Consider the following 19,337-nt stretch of genomic DNA (forward strand, 5'->3'; position numbering starts at 1 on the left):
CACATCTCTGTCACAAATAAAACACGAGATAAACCCTATACCTAAAGTCTTTCAAGAAGTTGTAAAATTAGCCCTTTATTCATTCATCAAAATGAAAGCGCTTAACTTATCATTATACTGATATAACATAAAACATATTAACCAAAAGAACCTGACTCAGTCGCTACAAGCACTGCGTCAGGTTCTTTTTCACTGCTTTGGATTACCCAAGCAATTCTTCCAACTCATTCAATCTTTCCTCAAACACCTTGCACGCCTCTTCAATCGGCTGCGTGCTCGTCATATCGACGCCTGCCTTTTTCAGAACTTCAATCGGATAATCGGATGATCCGGCTTTTAGGAAATGATTGATGTAACGGTCAACAGCAGGCTGCCCTTCTGTCAAGATCTGATGGCTGAGCGCCACTGCGGCACTGAAGCCCGTCGCATACTGATACACATAATAATTGTAGTAAAAATGAGGGATGCGCGCCCATTCAAGAGCAATTTCCTTATCCTCTTCTACTGCGTCGCCGAAGTATTTTTTGTTCAACGCGCCATATTCCTCCGACAATTTGTCAGCAGTCAACGCAACACCTTGCTGGTCAAGCTGGTGGATCCGATGCTCAAACTCTGCAAACATCGTTTGGCGGAAGACGGTCCCACGGAACCCTTCAAGCCAATGGTTCAATAAATAAATACGTTTTTGCTTATCATCGATCGTTTTCAATAGATGATCGTTTAAGATAGCTTCGTTCACAGTAGATGCAACTTCAGCGACAAAAATGGAATATCCGCTATAGTTGTACGGCTGGTTCTTTCTGGAATAATAGCTATGAACGCTATGCCCGAACTCGTGCGCCAATGTGAACATATTGTTTACGTTTTCTTGCCAGTTCATGAGGATATATGGATTTGTGCCATATGATCCGGATGAATAAGCGCCTGAACGCTTCCCTTTATTTTCACGGACGTCCACCCAACGGTTTTCAAGTCCTTCTGTGACGATCGATGTATACTCCTCACCAAGTGGATGGAAGCTTTCGAGCATTGTTTCTGTCGCTTCTTCATATGGAATTTTCATGTCCACGTCTTTTACCATTGGCGCAAACATGTCCCACATATGCAGCTCGTTCAAGCCAAGGACCTTTTTACGCAATGCAACATAGCGATGATGCAAACCGAGGTTTTTATTGATCGTGTTGACGAGGTTGTCATATACTTGCTCCGGAATATGATTGTTCGACAACGCCGCTTCCCGCGCAGATGAGTACTTACGGATGCGTGCGTTGACGTTATTCCGTTTTACATTACCGCTCAATGTGGATGCAAAAGTGTTTTTGAACTCGCCATACTTGCTGTACATCGCTTTGAATGCGTCTTCACGTACTCGCCCGTCCTTGCTTTCAAGGAATCGTATATACCGTCCATGCGACAGTTCCGCCTCTTCCCCGTCTTCGTCCTTCACCATCGGGAACGTCAAGTCGGCATTATTCAGCATACTGAACGTTTCCGATGAACTTCCTGTCACTTCGCCCATCTGAGCGAGTATCGCTTCCTGTTCAGCTGGGAGGATATGTGCGCGATAAGCATTCATTTCTTCGAATTCATGCTTGTACACTTTCAAATTATCGTTGTTTTCCGCAAGGCTATTCAATTCCTCTTCAGGGATGGAAAGCAACTCAGGTGCGAAGTATGAAAGCGCTGTCGAAATTTTGACATACAGTGTTTTTGCACGGCTCTCCATCGCCTGATAGAAACTGTTAGTCGTATCCTGATCGCCTTTCAAATGAGCATACGTATATAGTTTCCCCATTCTCTGATAGATCGAATCCCGATAGGTAAGTGCTTCGAACAATGCATCCGCACCTTTGTCCAACGTGCCTTTAAATGTTTCCGCTTTCCTTGAGAGCTCTTCAATTTCCTTGAATTCCTGCTCCCACGCTTCGTCAGTCGGGAAAATATCCTCGAGACGCCAAGTTTCTTCCACTTTTACTTGATCACGCGTCAATACTTTGTTTTTCGTTTCAGTCGTCATTCAAAATCCTCCCCATCATCTTTCTTCGTAAATCGAATCATTTTCATTCTCTCAATTTCACCGCTCATTTGCAAGGAATCTTTCTGAAATGAGTTGCAAAACCACATTTTCAGTGTAGTCTGTTTTTAGTGATGCGAAGTCAATGCTTTGTTGGCTTAAAAAATGGATATACTGCTCACATGCTAGCGTTTTCTCTGTGAAATTCCCGTTAAATCCATGAACAAAACGTTCAATCGAATACGTCGCTACATCCGAAAACGGAATCTCATTCCGCTTCAGGAAATGGATAAAGCGAAACTGCCATTCAACGTCCGCTTCCCGAAATGCCCAATTTCCTGGAATAGGCACACCAATCCATGGGGCCAACTGGGTCGGGAGCATCTTCATTTCATAGCAGCTTCTTAAGAATGGATCTTTAATGCCCTTTCTATTCAATAAAATCCTGTTTTGCAGCTCCTTCTGACGGAGTGATTCATAAAGATTGCTGTATTGCCTCATTTCATTCTCGATTGGTGCTTTCGGGCGTGCAAAAGGGAAAACTTGAAAATGAAGGGGAAGAATGCGATGCATTCCGATATACCGCTGTCCGACTACATGCAATAGACTGCTGAAATAGTGAAATGTTTGATTGTGGGGATTAAATGTGAGGAGAACGTCATCTTCAGGGGATGTTTTGGTGATAAACCATTCTTGGAATTTGGAAAACTGAAAGATGCCGACACCTTCCGCCCTACTCGCGAGCTTTGCTGGAGTATGCAAAATCCAGATCGGTTGCATTCCGGCTTTGTGGTATCCATCTGTCCGTTTTTCCAGAAGAGAAATGGGGATCGTGCTGCATTGGAACTCGATCGGGAACTTCGACTTTCCTGTCTTGACGAGCAAATCGGGACGCTGCGATATTTCGTTTACGAGCGGTTCCAAAACGACATCATGGTTGCCTGCCGAAAGAAACTGATACAGTAACTGTTTGCCGTTCAAGTGTCGCGGGGATTCCCCTTCTGAAAAAGAGGCACTGCATGTTGCGTCTTTTCGATGCGCAAAATGTGGTGTTACAATGTCGCCGACTTTCAACTGGACCGGCCCTTCGCATTGTGGACAATAAAAGCTACGGGTCTGCCGCCACCTTCGCAGTTCTTGCCGCTCCATTTCGGGGGACAAAATAATCAGTTGGCCTTCATCCGAACTAGCTGTTAAAATTGCTCTCACTCCTTTCAATTGTATTGTAAGAAACGGGGCGAGTTATTTCAAATATTATGAATTTATAAGTTGAAATAAAATCAAACCGGGTTTTCGCTACAGGCTGACGAGTTCCAATCGAACGGCGAAGGGTTCAATTCGCCTTAATTTCTGCGTGCTTCGCAGAAATTAAGGCAGCCTCATCCTGCTCCCCCAGGGTCGCAGAAAGCATTGCTCGCAATCGCCGTTCTCCGTGACGGCGTTCGCTAATCCCCAAGAATCGCCGCCTTTCGCTACAATCAACTAAGTGTTGTCCACTTCTATGAGGACTCGAAATATAAAAGTCGAATTTCAGCCTTTATGGTCTTTTAATTGTTTTATATGTCCCCATGATAAAATCCTTATAAGGGGTTATTGGCATGGTAGATATATCCTCCATTGCTAACTCAATCAAACGGTTGGCTTCTGTTTTATTTCCCAAAGCCATATTACAAAAGTGCCTCATAGACATCCTTTTCATATAGGATGGACAGGTCGAATGGATGGTGAGCGTAGTCTGGAATCTTCACCTGATCAAAATAAGCCAATGCCTTCTCGTATCTTCCAAGATCGTAAAGTGCCTTTCCTTTCTCTTCCATAAAGGAATAGGATGTACGATTCATCAAAGCCATATTCATCATGGTGCTCTTTAATACGTTCTAACGCTTCCCCATATCCCTTTTCATAAGAAGTAAAATAGTAGATTTCCACAAAATTAATAAAGGGAATTGCGTCTCGATCGTCTGCAAACTCTCCATAGTTCAGAATTTCACTCTCATAATACCGTATGGAGCTGACATCCTTATTCATCATTGCATTCACGATTGCCAACTGATACAAGTGAGCAGCGCGATAGAAGATCTGCTGTTCCTTGGAAAAATTCATCCCTTCGTTCATAATTCGGACAGCCTCCTCGGAATTGCCGACAGCAAAGTGAAGAAGTGACGCCCAATAATCGAAATCAAGACGGGCAAGAGGCTCAATAAGCCCATTCCGCTTTTCAATTTTAGAACGTTCCTCCAAAAGGATTGCAAGGGAAACACCATACTCACGCTTAGTGAACTTCGTGGTCGACTAAAAAATACCAATGGCTACAAGGTGGCTTGTTAGGTTTAGTTGATCATAAAGGCAAGTAGCCTTATTCAACATTTCCTTCCACTTGTCCATTTTTTTGTAATATAGGGAACAGCCATACAACTCCAAAACGATTCCAGACGAGTACAAAGGAAGAGTATTTTCTATAAACGGCACAGTAGGGATGTTCCTCATGCCAATAGGAACAATCGTTTATGGAGCTTTAAACGAAAAAGGCATCTATTTTCCGGTAAATTTATTCTCGGCAATCACCATCTTAGTAACCGTTTTCCTTACCTTAAAGCCATTCATAGTGGCGAAAAGTGCTACAGAGTATACTCAATTACACTTTCACTTCTGGATTCAATAATCAAAATGGAACAGAGCAACAGCCGAATTCACTGTACGCTCTGTTTTCGGTAATCGTCGAGGGAACATACCATACCAAATAGAGGTGGGTCTTTCTTTATTTAAAAACAATGTCAACTATAGAATCGTATTTAATGTTAGCTACTGTCTATAAGGGTTATATAGAGAGTTTCTGGGTGCAAAAGTTGAGTAATAACACATCAAAATTAGTTGTCCTTCGCAAACTTGTCATTCCCCACTCAATCCCTTAGTCTTTAAACAACGTAATAGTGTCAAATAGATATTAATTCTTCGGGGTTATAGTTGCTCTCTCACATATTAATTCTTCGACGGCATTTATTTCAGTGGTTTGTAAAAGAACTTGTCCGTTATCAGGTCACGAAAAGGTTGAAACGACTATGATTCACTTGGTGGAGGCATTCTGGAAGGAGCGACATGCGATACATTCGTGGAAAACTGAGGAATTTGGAGAATATATATTGAAAGTAACTTGAAAAAACCGCCTATTCAGCTAATTTATCTTACTAATGCATCCATTTGTACTACAATGTCAACCAGAAATATTTCTGGTTGAACATTTAGTAAAAAAACTCTCTCTTTTAATCTGATTCTTATTACATTTTTGTTTAGTCATAGTAGCCTTTTCTAAATACAATTACTGCTTCCACATATGCATCGGGTTCTTCTTCATCATAATTTGGGGCATATAGTCCAATACCAAGTTTATATGACGTTACTCCAACATGTCTTTCAAATTTCATTTCACTGTCAAATTTTTCTAACCATTTCTTAGCTTCAGCAAAAGGTAAACCATTTATCGGTTTTCCTTCAAAGATAGCTATTGTAGGTTGACCGAATTCGACAGCTTCACATACCCCATTTTCAGCTGTATAGTATGCAAAGAGAAATAATCTTTGAAAGGAGTCTGTATAAGGCCCCCGTATATTATGCGAGTCCTCTGGCTTTTCAGGCAGAACACTCCTTATTTCTTCCTTTGTCATCCCCAATTTAATCGGGCCCACACTTTCGTAGGGTTTTATAATTAATTCCATGTAGTTTCCTCCCACACTATACTTTTCCAGATGCAAGATTATCTTTTTACTTTTAATTCATTATTAAATTATTTTAAACACTAAACAACAGATTGTCAATATTTAGAAAAATATGGTTTTTATAAGAAAAAAATGTATAGTATATGAGTCATGATTTTAAAATTATCTTAATGCCTGTACATTGTTTAGTGTGGGACGATTCCTCTGAAGGTAAAAATGAGAATGATACAAACTCGACTTAAGGAATTTCTTAATCTTTTAGGAAGATAGCTGAAGAAACGCGCAGGTATTCTAGTTCTTGATCTATCAATTTACTGCTTCATTTATACATAATGTGATCTGGAATAAGGGTTAATATAACACCGTCCCAATTTAATGGGACGGTTGTGAAACACAAATATTTCTAGTCAATCAGTTTCCTTAGATGATTATATACCAAAGTAACCATAGTAGTAATAAGCACATAATACCAAGTAATCATTGTATTTAGCTGCCAAATTGCTATATTTCCCTTCAGGATCACTTATGTTTTTAAAAGCTTCAACTTCTAACGATATTAAATCCTCATACTTTCTTTGTCTTAAAAGATCCTGCTCCTTAGCTCTAAAATTAGCGGCAGCTGTAGAACTTCCCCAGTTTGGTGTTTTTGCGTGATCTTCTGCTAGCATTCTAATAGATGGTGCAGTATTTGAATTGAATCCAAATGCTGTTAATGAATCCTTTGAAACAAAATGATGTCTCTCTCCACCTGACGCTGTTATGGAACTATAAGGACCAACAGCAAAGTTATATCTTTGATACAGGTATTTATTATCATTGTTTTTATTACTGTAAACCCAGGTTTGTCCATCTTCCGTTACTGTCAGATTGTACTCGAAATAGTCCGACACATTCGTTTTGCTGAATTGCCAAGTGTCTACTGTTCCATTACCAACTTGAAATTTCGAAATGGCCTTACTGCCACCAAAATCCCAATTTCTTCCATTCTTTTTGTACATGGTAAGATTACCGGTAATTGAATCTATTTTGTCAAAACCAATATTAACTAAATTAATTTTAAAGCCGTAATCATCTGCTGAATAAGTTAAATACCAAATGTTTTGAATGGAAATGCTATCAGTTTCTTTGTATTTAACAAGGAAAAATTCCTCTATCAATACTTCTGGTTTTCCGGGCATTTGTAAGCCGAGTTTTTTAGCAATTTCACTTAATCGGTCCTGATCAAGATTTTCAAACCTTGATGTGGATTCTGATTGAGCAAGATTCAATTGTTTATATAGAAACTCGTCCTTCTTAGTTCCAGTTTCTAGAAGGTGCTGAAATCCCTTTTCTTCAATAATTTCTTTAACGTCTGGATAGTTATCTATATCCTCTATTTTTATACCTTCAAGCTTTTGAATATCGTTTCCTATATCTATACTTACTTGTGCATAAGCAGGATTAACAAATAAGCTCGAAATTAATAGTAAACACAATAACAAAAATGATATGTGCTTTTTGATTTTCATTATTATCCCCCTCGTATATTAGTAATAATGGTTGCCGATTATTTAACAAAGACAAAGATCGAATAGCTATAAATCAAAATTGCTATTGTTTCACCACCTATAAACTCTTTGCTTTTTTAATACTTTTTTGTTTAAAACTTATAGGCGACACCACTTTCTGTATTATTTGTTTAACTAGTTATTGAATAAAATATTACCATACAAAAAAAGGTTATATGTATCGGGAAAATACCATCGGACAAATGGACTATTTTTCCAAATGATTCAGTGTGATAAACGACTCCCAGTCCTTCTCCAGAAAAGCGGTAAAATATCTATTATGCACTCTCAACTGGAACGTATCACCTTGCCCGGCATAGTAGGCCTCCTGTCCAATCCACGCTCTCCATTCCTGTTCATTTTGGTCGAAGACCAGGATACCCCAGCTACTGAAAGTCCACCTGTTTCGGTAGCGAGACACATGGCCAACCTTGTGATCGGGATGCAATGGCCTCAATGGCTGCGAAAGCGGCCGGTGAGGATTCAACTTCAAACAAGTTTTCAGATGTGGTAAGCCTGAAAGGATAAGGACATCTGGATTCCGTTGAATCCGTCTTGAAATTAAAAAGGTCCTTAGCCATTTGCATTTCATCCAAGATAAAAACAGGTGTCAGCTTACGTTCCTCAGCCATACGTTCAATACCTTGCTGGATTTGACGGAACAGGTCCACCTTACGGAATTTCGGTTCTTCATCTAAACCGTAGGCAATCCCCCTGTAAAAGTCCATTACCCCTCCTGTGGAAAGTAGACGACATGGTATAGGGAAGTATTCAACGATTCCTTGAATGAGCGTAATGCGAAGGTTTTACCAGCTCCCGGTTCACCGACAAGCAGCCCAATGCCCCTTGTTTTCTGTAAATAGGACAACGCTTACTGTACTCCCTCGTAATCCGTTGATGAGAAGGCCTCTGACGGACGGAGGTCCTTGGAGAAGGGTGCACGTGCCAAGGAATAATACGCTTTATACACAATCAATTCCCTCCTCTTCCTCATGATTCGCCTTTACGAAAGGGGAACGCACCCTTTTCGCATATGCATTATCCTTCATCGAAACGAGTTGGGCTTCTGCCACCTTCCGGTCCTTCTCAAAGATATAGACGCTTTTTTATCCAGAAGGCCGTCTGAAGTGGAAATCAACTTTTCCAGGCATACTTCTATGCAAACAAAAAAGCTGTTCCCCATTATCTATATGGGAACAGCTGTATATTGTTAGTTGCCGAAGTATTTATTCACAGTTGCCAATACGTCAGATTCCATAATGACTTTGCCATATTCTTCAAGGCGGTGGATCGTCACTTGGGATAAGGAGCCGTATTCTGAAATGAGGCTACAGAAATCGGATTTATCGTCATCATCCATTTTCGATTCATCATAAATCACATACAGATAGAATTTATTTTCAAACGAATAGAGAGATGATTCGACTGCGTATGGGGGAATGATATTTGACAGCGGAATGAGGTTTTCGAACTCTTCAAAGACGAACATATCAGACGTCCATACGACAGGCTCATCATTCAATTCATTCATAAGCTGCTCGGAATTGGCAAACATACTGGGATCCGGTTCGAAAGACTTTCGGTTATCATCCATGCCGAACTGTGCGTCCGATTCGTCATTGTCCGAAGCTTGCGCCCGCGTTACTGTCACTTCAATTCCGTTATTCATCGCATGGACTTGGATCCACAACGGACCTTCCACTTCGAATTCGGTCTCATCGTTGATTTCGTCCATCATCTCCCAGAAGAGCTCTTCGCTTTTGTCGCGATTGTACCAAACCTCTTCCCGTGTGAAGCCACGTTCCTCAATGTCTATATACGATAAGTAAAACTTTACGGTATTATCATTGATTCGCTCTATTTCCATCCCTTTTCTCTCCCTTCCTTACAAACAGGCTTATGCCCATTTCGTTATTTTCGCAATAAACCTGCAATGCTTATACTTACTATATGACCGTCCTTAAGGTTTTGAAAGGGTTATCCTCAGGTGGACGAATAATATAATCAATTACGCCTTGGCGTAATTCAAAATCTGTGACATCCGCCAGAGGCAATAACAAATCCAGCTGTTTTATGCTGAATTATGTTACTAGCATTGTAGAGAACATCAGCATGATAAGCAAGGGTAAAATTCAAAAGCGCCCCGAGTCCAGGGAAAATAAAAAGCCGATAGGATTGGCATAATGCCTGTCAACTCCCTATCAGCTTTACTACGTCTTATATTAGTTTACCATGCGCCGCGCTTCAAGAAGCTGATAGGCTCTTACTTTCCGAGGTAGGAAGCGTCTGATTTCATCTTCATTATACCCTACCTGAAGCCTTTTTTCATCAAGAATGATTGGTCTTCTTAATAGGCCCGGATGCTCTTGGATTAATTCATATAAACGTTGCAGTGGAAGGCTTTCCACGTCTACATTCAATTTTTGGAAGATCTTCGAACGTGTTGAAATGATTTCATCCGTTCCGTCTTCCGTCATGCGCAAGATTTGTTTGATTTCGTCGATATTCAAAGGCTCTGAGAAAATATTACGTTCGGAGTATGGAATTTCGTGTTCCTCCAACCATGCCTTTGCTTTTCTACATGATGTGCAACTCGGTGAGGTAAATAATGTAACTCCCATTCGCTGACACTTCCTTTCAGTCGGCTAACTATCTTTTATTTAGAAAATTAAATTAGAATAATTTTAATGTAATGAGCTTAACTCCTATTATACACATATTCATTCTCAATGAATACACTTTTTCACAAAAAAGTGGAACAGATGGATTCTTTGTCACATTTCCGCAATATTATAGGGTTTACAGCTCCTTCGGCTATGTACTTTGACACTTCTTTACTGTTATACCCGGCAGAAGAAAAGTTTAAACATCATTGTTTCAAAAAATCTCTTTTCTCATTTAGAAATATTCGAATGAAAAATCTTACTCCACACTTAGTAGTACGACAGAGAAGGCTAAAAAGTTTCAGTAAACATTGAAAAAAAATTCCGGAAACCTTTTATCTTAGGCTTCCGGATGTACATCAAGGCGTGTAATCCACACCCTCTGTATATTTATTCTTCGCATTCCATAAAAGGAACTCATCAATGCCATTTTCTTTCAATGCTTTGATTTGCGCTTCCACTTCTTCTTTCCCATAGTGGAGATAATTCCCTCTTCCGAGCCATGGAGCGCTGAAATCTTGCAGCCACGGGCGGGAAACCGGCGGGTTATCAAGAGCTCCCAGTTTGGCGTTTTCCACTTTCGCATATTCCGCTACCAGTCGATAAGGTTCAAGGTCTGGTTTCGAAATGCCAAAATAAGATGTCCAATGACTCGGGTAAATCATCGATGAGATGACATCGACATTCTCGGAAATCTTCGAGAAGTTTTGTCCGATTCCGGGCGCTTCCGGCAAAGTTGCCGAGTAGCCGAAAATATCGACGGAAACGTCTACGTCATATGGCTTCAGTTGTTCACGTGCGTATTCGACAAAATCCGTTACGGCTTCTACCCTGCGCTGAACGGGGTCAAGATCGGATTCTTTGTAGTCATCCATCGAATAGTTCAGCATCTCATGTCGTTTTTCGAATCCTTCCGGAAAACGGACATAATCGAACTGGATTTCCTTGAAGCCCATCTTCGCCGCTTCAATCGCGATGTCGACATTGTGGTCCCATACTTCTTTCATGAACGGATTGACGAATGATTCGCCCCTGCCGTTTTTCCATACTTCATCGCCATCCATGAATGAAAGTTCAGGCCGTTGTTCCGCAAGCACACTATCTTTGAATACGACGATTCTAGCGATTGGATAGACCTTCTGCTCTTCAAGCGTCTCTAACATCTTTCGTGGATCTTTTATGTACGGCTGCCCAATGCCCATGTTGAATAATGGCGAATCCTCTTGCGGCTTATACGTCAAATAACCGAAGTCGTCTTTTATGTCGATGACCATTGCATTCAAATCCGTCGAATCGATCAGTTTCAATAATCTTTCGAACGCGGAGCCCCCTGCAGAATGCCCGGTTACGTAAATCCCCCGCACTGCGTCCGGATAGTCAAATACGAGCCCCGAATCATATGTGTATAATTTTGAGCCGGCAACGAGTCCCTCTTCTATCGTTTCAAATCCGTATGTACGTTCCGCGAATTCTATATCGGCATTCGTCACGTCTGCTTGCACTGCCAGTGGCAAAGCGACTGCACCCGCAAGCATTAAAGCACTGACCCATTTCAATTTCTTCATATGACACTTCCTCTCTTTCACTCATTCTATCAAAGCAAAAATATAATGAATAGGGAAAGTCATCTATTCCCTTGATTAGCTGTCGAGAAACCTGTTTATTTGTCAGATGCTCCTTAAGACAGCTATATTTGCATATAAAAGCGCATGTGGAATATTTTTGAGTTGCTTTATTCTTCATGCCATATTATACTTTTGACAACTATTACGAAAAGCGAAGACGGAAAGAGTATGCTTGTCGCGACATTGAAGAGAGCCTGTGGTTGGTGTGAACAGGTATGGCGGACAAGAGGAATTGGGTTCCCGAGCTTGATTGGCGAAAAGATGTTCATTCATCATCCAGTAGCCTCTCACGTCCCCCCGCGTTAAGGGGTTTGAGTGGCCTGCTTGCAGGCTGATTCGGGTGGTACCACGGTTGATTCACATCAGTCGTCCCTTTTTTAGGGATGGCTGGTGTTTTTTATTTTCAGAGGAGGAATTGGAATGAAAACTATTTTTTCGGGCGTTCAGCCCACAGGAACCGTAACATTAGGGAACTACATCGGGGCATTTAAGCAGTTTACGGAGCTTCAGCACGAATACGACTGCCGGTTCTGCATCGTCGACCAGCACGCCATCACCGTACAGCAAGATCCGGCTGAATTGGCGAAGACGATCCGTTCGCTCGCAGCCATCTATATCTCCAGCGGCATCGATCCGGAGAAATCACTCCTGTTCATCCAATCGGAAGTACCCGCGCATGCCCAAGCAGGATGGATGATGCAATGCATTTCCTATATCGGGGAGCTTGAGCGGATGACTCAGTTCAAAGACAAATCCGACGGGAAAGAAGGCGTATCTGCCGGACTTCTCACATACCCGCCTTTGATGGCTGCGGATATTCTCATCTACAATACCGACATCGTGCCCGTCGGAGACGACCAAAAACAGCATGTTGAATTGACTCGGGATCTCGCTGAACGTTTCAATAGACGATACGGCGAAGTACTTACCATTCCAGAAGTGCGCATCCCGAAAAATGGTGCACGCATCAAATCATTGCAAGACCCATTGAAGAAAATGAGCAAATCAGATCCGAATAAAAAAGGGACGATTTCGCTATTGGATACACCGAAAGAAATTGAAAAGAAAATTAAAAGTGCAGTGACCGATTCAGATGGCATCGTAAAGTTCGATGTTGATAACAAGCCGGGAGTGTCAAATCTATTGACGATCGAATCGGCGTTGAGCGGCATCTCAATTGCCGACCTTGAGTCGAAATATGATGGGCTTGGCTATGGCGCATTCAAAACAGGTGTCGCAGAAGCTGTCATCGGACACCTCACACCTATTCAAGAACGATATGAGGAGCTTTTACATTCCTCGGAACTTGATGTGCATCTTGATCGCGGTGCTGAAAAAGCGAATGCCATCGCGTCCGCAACGCTTAAAAAAATGGAGTCCGCGATGGGACTCGGACGAAGACGGTAATAACGAGAAGTATGACTGCCATAACGAAAAGCGTGAAATCCGCCGTTTGAACAATGAACAGCAGGATCTGCTTCCAGCTATATCCTAACGATAGATAATTGAAATAGAATATCATATGTGTAGTTGTAATGACTATGAGTCCGTAGCTAATGAGGAAGAAGAAGATACGTGTCATATATACATCGCCCTTTTGCTTTTCTTCCATTGTATGAATGAAAGCTCCCCTTTTAGAAGAATTCTAAAGGGGAGCTTTCAGCCTGTTGACAAACGCCCGCATCCGTTGTTGCTCGTCTCGCTCGTCCGCTCATGAACCTTAGTTCTATTCGCGTCTTCGCTCTACTTCGCGCCTAGGCTGGCAAGCGTTTTCAATCAGGCTGAGGAAATTCCTGCCCATTGCTACTTGCCTAAAAACATTATATTTTTTTAAATACAAGTGAAGCGTTATGTCCGCCGAAGCCGAGAGAGTTGCTCATTGCATATTGGATGTCCGTTTTTCTCGCTTTGTTGATGACATAATCCAGGTCGCATTCAGGATCTTCATTCACATAATTCATCGTAGGAGGAAGAATTCCTTCTTGCAATGCCTTCACCGTGAAGATCGCTTCCAATCCGCCTGCAGCGCCGAGCAGATGACCCGTCATCGATTTCGTCGAGCTCATTGCCAGCTTATACGCATGGTCGCCGAAAACTGTTTTCGCTGCCATCGTTTCGAACAGGTCGTTATACGGTGTGCTCGTTCCGTGTGCATTGATGTAATCGATTTTGTCCGGACTGATTTCCGCTTCTTCGATAGCTTGACGCATTGCGCGTGCTCCGCCTTCCCCTTCAGGAGCTGGTGCGGTAATATGGTGAGCGTCTCCTGTTGAGCCGTACCCGACGATTTCCGCATATATTTTGGCACCGCGTTTCACTGCATGTTCATATTCCTCGAGAATAAGGATGCCGGCGCCTTCCCCGATGACAAATCCGTCCCGTTCCTTATCGAATGGACGGGAAGCTGTTGCCGGGTCAGGATTCAGCGACAATGCCGTGTTCGAACAGAAGCCTGCCACTGCCATTGTGGTAATCGGAGCTTCAGCGCCTCCTGTAATCATGACGTCTGCATCGCCGCGCTTGATGACTTCGAATGCGTCGCCGATTGAATTCGTTCCGGATGCACATGCGGTCACTGTACATGAGTTGATGCCTTTCGCGCCGAAATGGATGGACACTTGACCAGATGCCATATCCGGAATCATCATCGGAACGAAGAATGGGCTGACGCGACGATATCCTTTTTCAAGAAATGTCTTAAATTGCTGTTCATGCGTTTCCATACCGCCGATGCCTGAGCCGATCCAGACGCCTGTACGTAGGGCAGTTTCTTCATCCAATTCGAGATCCGCATCTTTCATTGCCATGATGGATGCAGCAAGCGCATAGTGCGTGAATCGGTCCATTTTCCGCGCGTCTTTCCGCGAGATGTATTCTTCGATATCGAAGTCTTTCACTTCCGCAGCAACTTTCACTGGAAATTGTTCACTGTCCAGTCTTGTGAGTGGTCCGATGCCGGACTTTCCGTTGATTACCGCTTCCCATGAGGTTTGCGCGGAATTTCCTACTGGAGAAACTGCTCCAACTCCTGTAACGACTACACGACGTTTTTCCATTCTTGAAAACTCCCCTTCATTTTACAAATAGTAATTGATGTGTAAAAGTGTTTTTCTAATTGAATTCATTATATAGTAATCCGAAATTATTTTCCCCATTTAATGCATAGGGCGCCCCATGTGAGTCCACCGCCGAATCCGACCAATACGATGATATCGTCATCTTTTACGCGACCTTCCTGCAAGTCGTCGCATAATGAAATCGGAATAGATGCCGCTGAAGTGTTTCCATATTTATGGACAGATTTGGACATTCTTTCAATCGGCAAGCCAAGCCGTTCGCGCGACGCTTCCATAATGCGGATATTCGCTTGGTGCGGAATCAAATAATCAACGTCATTTGTCGTCAAACCTGCTTTTTCTGTTACGCTCACGGCTGATTCACCCATTTGACGGACTGCAAATTTGAATACTTCACGGCCATTCATGTGGATGTATTTGTCTTGGTAGAGGTGCTTGCCTCCTGTACCGTCAGCGCCTAATTCGAAGGAAAGGATTCCTCGGCCTTCGCTCACTTTCCCGACAACTGCGGCACCTGCACCGTCTCCGAAAAGGACTGCCGTATTGCGGTCTTCCCAATCAGTAATTTTCGACAGCTTCTCGACGCCTACAACAAGAATATGTTCATACGTTCCGGCCTCGACGAAGTGCTTTGCTGTTACAACACCGTACATGAAACCGGCACATGCGGCGGATACATCCATCGCTGCTGCATTTTTCGCGCCTAGTCGCTCTTGGATCATCGTTGCGACGGATGGGAATGGACGGTCTCCCGTCACAGTTGCAACAATGATCATTCCGATATCTTCCGGCCGGAGTCCTGCATTTTCAATCGCATCCAAAGCCGCAGCGTACGCCATGTCGGACGTATCGGTATTATCATCCGCAATGCGTCTTTCTTCAATGCCTGTACGTGTGCGGATCCATTCGTCCGTCGTATCGATGCGCTTTTCAAGATCATGGTTTGTCACAACTTGCGAAGGGACAAACTTCCCTATGCCGATCAACCCTGCATTCATATTACATACCCCGTTCCTTATCATCTAATATTAGTACCTGGTATTAATTATAGAAGATAACAGACTACTTTTCAATATGTCGACACGATTTCGCCAAAGAAAATATTGATAATACATTATTTTGTTTATCGATTGGACGTGCTATGGTATGATGTACAATGAAATAGTTACAATGAGGTGAATTCGATGAAATATATCATGGCATTTGTTTGGTCTTTTCTACTTGTAACGATGCTTAACTATGTAGCAGGTTCAATCGCCGGTCTTCCTTTCGATTTCATGGCGGGACTCGTCGCTTCGATCGTCTTGGCAGTCATCATTCTTTGCATCACTTCAATCACTCCAGACGGGGAAGTCGCAGATCATTGATCCATCCGTAAAGCCGTTCACTTCATTGTGGATGGTTTTTTTATTTGTAAGGATGAGAACTACTTGCATCGTAATGAGAACTTTTCGATGTTAAATGAGAACTTGGCGCCTGTTAATGAGAACTCTTTGATGATAAACGAGAACTCTTCCTAAACTCAATGCAAAAAGCCCCAGCAGCCGACATCGGCATACTAGGGCTATTGTTATTTCTTATCAATCTTCAGTTTCCCATCCTCCATGCTCAACACCAATTTCTGTCCGTCCGTCAAGTCGCCTTTGATGATTTCCTTCGCGACAGCCGTTTCGACATGGCGTTGGATGAATCGCTTCAACGGCCTTGCGCCAAACTCGGCATCCGTTCCTTCCCGCACAATCCAGTCCAGAACGTCCTCGCTGTACTCCAAGACCACTTCCTGTTCATCCAGCCGCTTCACTAGATCTTCCAGCATCTTCTTGGCAATCAAACGGAACGAGTCGCCCGACAATGAATGGAAGATGATAATATCATCCATCCGGTTCAGCAGCTCCGGTTTGAAGTGGCGGCGCAGCTCCGCCATGACGAGATCTTCGGCGGCATGCTCATCGGAATCGAACTGGCCTTGCAGCAAGTACGCAGAGCCGATGTTGGATGTCATGATGACAACTGTATTCGTGAAATTGACGAGCCGTCCTTGGCTGTCTGTAATCCGTCCGTCATCCAATATTTGAAGCAAAATATTCGATACGTCAGGATGCGCCTTCTCGATCTCATCAAGAAGTACGACCGAGTAGGGATTGCGGCGCACCGCTTCCGTCAATTGTCCTCCCTCTTCGTATCCGACATACCCCGGAGGCGCACCGACGAGCCGGGACACACTATGCTTCTCCATATATTCGGACATGTCGATCCGGATGAAGTGGTCTTCCGAATCGAACAACGTCGCAGCGAGCGTTTTCGCAAGCTCTGTCTTCCCTACTCCGGTAGGACCGAGGAACAGGAATGAACCGATCGGCTTGTCAGGGTCCTTGATGCCTGCACGCGCACGCCATACCGCTTCTGTGACGAGCTGCACGGCATCATCCTGACCGATGACCCTCTCTTCCAGCGTTTCGCGGAGTCGGAGCAATTTCTCCCGCTCCCCTTCCACGAGCTTCGTGACAGGTATGCCCGTCCAACGAGCAACAATCATCGCAATCTCATCCTCTGTCACTTCTTCCCGCAACAACCGACTATCCGAGCTGCTCGCGAGCGGGGCTTCCATTTCATGTAGCTGTTTTTCCAGCTCCGGAATCTTGCCATATTGGAGCTCAGCGGCTTTATTCAAATCAAAACGGTTTTGCGCATCCTCCAGTTCACGGCGGTACCGATCAAGCTCCTCCCGCTTCACCTGGATATCGCGCAACGCTTCTTTCTCCTTGTTCCACTGCTCCCGCATGCCTGCGGAGGAATCTTTCAGCTCCTGCAACTCAGTGCGAAGCGCTTCAAGCCGTGTTTGGCTGATCGCATCTTTCTCTTTCCGCAACGCCTGCTCTTCGATTTCAAGCTGCATGATCCGGCGTGTGACCGAGTCAAGCTCCTGCGGCATCGAGTCGATTTCCGTACGGATCATCGCGCTCGCTTCATCCATTAGATCGATCGCCTTGTCCGGCATGAACCGTTCCGTCAAATAGCGGTCAGATAACGTTGCTGCCGCAACCAATGCCCGATCGTGGATGCGGACTCCGTGATGCAGCTCAAAACGTTCCTTCAATCCGCGCAAAATCGAAATCGTATCTTCGACAGAAGGTTCGCGTACCATAACTTGCTGGAATCGTCGTTCCAATGCCGGATCCTTCTCGATATACATCCGGTATTCATCGAGCGTCGTCGCACCGATACAATACAATTCACCGCGGGCAAGCATCGGTTTCAACATATTGCCCGCATCCATCGCGCCTTCTGTTTTCCCAGCACCGACGATCGTATGAATTTCGTCAATGAATAGGATGATCTCCCCGTCACTATCCTTCACTTGCTTCAAAACGCCTTTCAACCGCTCCTCGAATTCCCCGCGGTATTTCGCGCCGGCAATAAGCGAGCTCATATCCAATTCAAAAATCTGCTTATCCTTCAGCCCTTCCGGCACGTCGCCTTTCACGATCCGCTGGGCGAGCCCTTCCACAATTGCTGTCTTACCGACACCTGGCTCACCGATCAGCACAGGATTGTTTTTCGTTTTTCTCGATAAAATCCTGATGACATTCCGAATTTCTTCATCCCGCCCGATAACGGGATCCATTTTACCGTTCTTCACATCTTCAACGAGATTGCGGCCAAATTGCTCAAGTGGTGTACGTTGGTCTTCTTGTACGCCATCCATTCTCATATGCATTCACCTCATTAATTTGACTTTGACTATCTTTGATTAATTAAATTATATGCTTTTATTTCCTATTCGTAAAGCAATCTGCATCATATACTTTTCCCTGCACGTTGGAGAATAAACACGAAACAAAAAAGGCTGCCTGACAAGATGTCAAACAACCTTTTCCCTATTAACGTACGCCGAGCGCCATCTTCGCATAGCGTGACATATTATCTCTCGACCATGGCGGATTCCAAACAATGTTGACGTCCACATCTTTCACTTCAGGCAATTCCATCAGTTCCTGTTTGATGTTGGCGACGATTTGCGGTCCCATCGGACAACCCATTGATGTCAATGTCATTGTCACTTTGGCTGTGCCTTCTTCATCCAATTCTGCATCATAGACAAGCCCCAAGTTGACGATATCAATACCGAGCTCGGGATCGATCACGTTTTCAAGAGCACCCATCAAGCTGCCCTTCATATCATCATTCATTGAAATTCCCCTTTCCGTATCTGTTCTGTCTCCATCATAGCAAGGATGGTCTATTCATTCAAATATGATGCGAACCAATCAGCGGCGTGCAACATGCCTGTTCTTGAAACGGCGTGTCCCGCCGTCGGATCCGAAAGAAACTCGAATCGTTCAGGTGCATCCATATAATCCTTCTTCGCTGCGTTGTAGAAATTGAATGTCGGCTCAAACGGGACGGTTGTATCATTTTCACCGTGCCAGAAGTAAACGGGACGGTTGTTAAGTTTTTTCCTTTGTTTTGTCATATCAAAAATAGCAAGTGTATCGAGCAGTGATTTCCGTTCTTCATCGGTGATCGGCAATTTGAATCCGCGCCGTTCAAATTGGGACATTTGCGCTTTTGCAAGCTCCACATAGCCAGGTGCCCCCATCATGACCGCCGCGACGTCGATCCACGGATAGGCAGTCAGACAGCCGAGCGTCGTAATGCCGCCCATTGAAGTTCCGCCCATACCGATTTTCGTGACGC

The 19,337-nt window shown here is 43.8% G+C and carries 15 protein-coding genes, 1 pseudogene and 1 other annotated feature; of the genes and pseudogenes, 2 read left to right on the top strand and 14 right to left on the bottom strand.

What is annotated here, in order from left to right:
* Positions 1-202 precede the first annotated feature (202 nt).
* The 9 genes and pseudogenes from pepF to AWV70_RS10725 all read right to left on the bottom strand — a co-directional run bounded on the left by pepF (position 203) and on the right by AWV70_RS10725 (position 11,502).
* A complete protein-coding gene (pepF, locus tag AWV70_RS10685) occupies positions 203-2,017 on the bottom strand; it encodes an oligoendopeptidase F (RefSeq protein ID WP_060206909.1) in 1,815 nt (604 codons plus the stop codon).
* A 57-nt stretch (positions 2,018-2,074) separates the two neighbouring features.
* A complete protein-coding gene (locus AWV70_RS10690) occupies positions 2,075-3,223 on the bottom strand; it encodes a competence protein CoiA (RefSeq protein WP_160327648.1) in 1,149 nt (382 codons plus the stop codon).
* 543 nt (positions 3,224-3,766) lie between these two features.
* Positions 3,767-4,129: a hypothetical protein gene (locus tag AWV70_RS10695; RefSeq protein WP_153009956.1), complete on the bottom strand. Its 363-nt coding sequence runs from the start codon at positions 4,127-4,129 to the stop codon at positions 3,767-3,769.
* 1,172 nt (positions 4,130-5,301) lie between these two features.
* Positions 5,302-5,727, bottom strand: a complete 426-nt coding sequence (locus tag AWV70_RS10700) for a hypothetical protein (RefSeq protein ID WP_060206914.1) — start codon at positions 5,725-5,727, stop codon at positions 5,302-5,304.
* Positions 5,728-6,155: 428 nt separating this feature from the next.
* Positions 6,156-7,235 (bottom strand): hypothetical protein, encoded by a 1,080-nt coding sequence (locus tag AWV70_RS10705; RefSeq protein WP_060206916.1) that lies wholly within the window; start codon positions 7,233-7,235, stop codon positions 6,156-6,158.
* Positions 7,236-7,692: 457 nt separating this feature from the next.
* A pseudogene (locus AWV70_RS25235) lies at positions 7,693-8,244 on the bottom strand (ExeA family protein); the annotation flags it as partial.
* Between the two features lie 240 nt (positions 8,245-8,484).
* Positions 8,485-9,141 carry an adaptor protein MecA gene (gene mecA, locus AWV70_RS10715; protein WP_060206920.1) on the bottom strand — a complete coding sequence of 219 codons (657 nt, stop codon included), beginning with the start codon at positions 9,139-9,141 and terminating at the stop codon, positions 8,485-8,487.
* Between the two features lie 355 nt (positions 9,142-9,496).
* On the bottom strand, positions 9,497-9,895 hold the full coding sequence (gene spxA / locus AWV70_RS10720) for a transcriptional regulator SpxA (RefSeq protein ID WP_060206922.1): 399 nt from the start codon (positions 9,893-9,895) through the stop codon (positions 9,497-9,499).
* A 401-nt stretch (positions 9,896-10,296) separates the two neighbouring features.
* Positions 10,297-11,502 (bottom strand): putative glycoside hydrolase, encoded by a 1,206-nt coding sequence (locus AWV70_RS10725; protein WP_060206925.1) that lies wholly within the window; start codon positions 11,500-11,502, stop codon positions 10,297-10,299.
* A 205-nt stretch (positions 11,503-11,707) separates the two neighbouring features.
* Positions 11,708-11,939 (top strand) — a binding site (T-box leader).
* A gap of 43 nt (positions 11,940-11,982) precedes the next feature.
* On the opposite strand from AWV70_RS10725, the gene trpS reads away from it, so the two are divergent.
* Positions 11,983-12,969, top strand: a complete 987-nt coding sequence (trpS, locus tag AWV70_RS10730) for a tryptophan--tRNA ligase (protein ID WP_060206927.1) — start codon at positions 11,983-11,985, stop codon at positions 12,967-12,969.
* A gap of 413 nt (positions 12,970-13,382) precedes the next feature.
* Here the strand turns inward: trpS and fabF are convergent, their stop codons facing one another.
* Positions 13,383-14,618 (bottom strand): beta-ketoacyl-ACP synthase II, encoded by a 1,236-nt coding sequence (fabF, locus tag AWV70_RS10735; protein WP_060206929.1) that lies wholly within the window; start codon positions 14,616-14,618, stop codon positions 13,383-13,385.
* An 86-nt stretch (positions 14,619-14,704) separates the two neighbouring features.
* A complete protein-coding gene (locus tag AWV70_RS10740) occupies positions 14,705-15,637 on the bottom strand; it encodes a beta-ketoacyl-ACP synthase III (protein ID WP_060206931.1) in 933 nt (310 codons plus the stop codon).
* Between the two features lie 186 nt (positions 15,638-15,823).
* Here AWV70_RS10740 and AWV70_RS10745 point away from each other — a divergent pair, with 186 nt between their 5' ends.
* Positions 15,824-16,006, top strand: coding sequence for a DUF2929 family protein (locus AWV70_RS10745; RefSeq protein WP_060206933.1), 183 nt, complete (start codon positions 15,824-15,826; stop codon positions 16,004-16,006).
* A gap of 203 nt (positions 16,007-16,209) precedes the next feature.
* Here the strand turns inward: AWV70_RS10745 and AWV70_RS10750 are convergent, their stop codons facing one another.
* From AWV70_RS10750 to AWV70_RS24495, 3 genes are all read right to left on the bottom strand, one after another.
* Positions 16,210-18,357 (bottom strand): ATP-dependent Clp protease ATP-binding subunit, encoded by a 2,148-nt coding sequence (locus tag AWV70_RS10750; RefSeq protein WP_082713563.1) that lies wholly within the window; start codon positions 18,355-18,357, stop codon positions 16,210-16,212.
* A gap of 163 nt (positions 18,358-18,520) precedes the next feature.
* Entirely contained in the window at positions 18,521-18,829 is a 309-nt protein-coding gene (locus AWV70_RS10755; RefSeq protein ID WP_060206934.1) for a metal-sulfur cluster assembly factor, read from the bottom strand.
* Between the two features lie 50 nt (positions 18,830-18,879).
* Positions 18,880-19,337, bottom strand: a 458-nt coding sequence (locus tag AWV70_RS24495; RefSeq protein ID WP_235588625.1) for a prolyl oligopeptidase family serine peptidase, incomplete at its 5' end; no start/stop codon positions are given.

The organism is Sporosarcina koreensis, from assembly GCF_001531445.1.
Lineage (GTDB): Bacteria > Bacillota > Bacilli > Bacillales_A > Planococcaceae > Sporosarcina > Sporosarcina koreensis_C.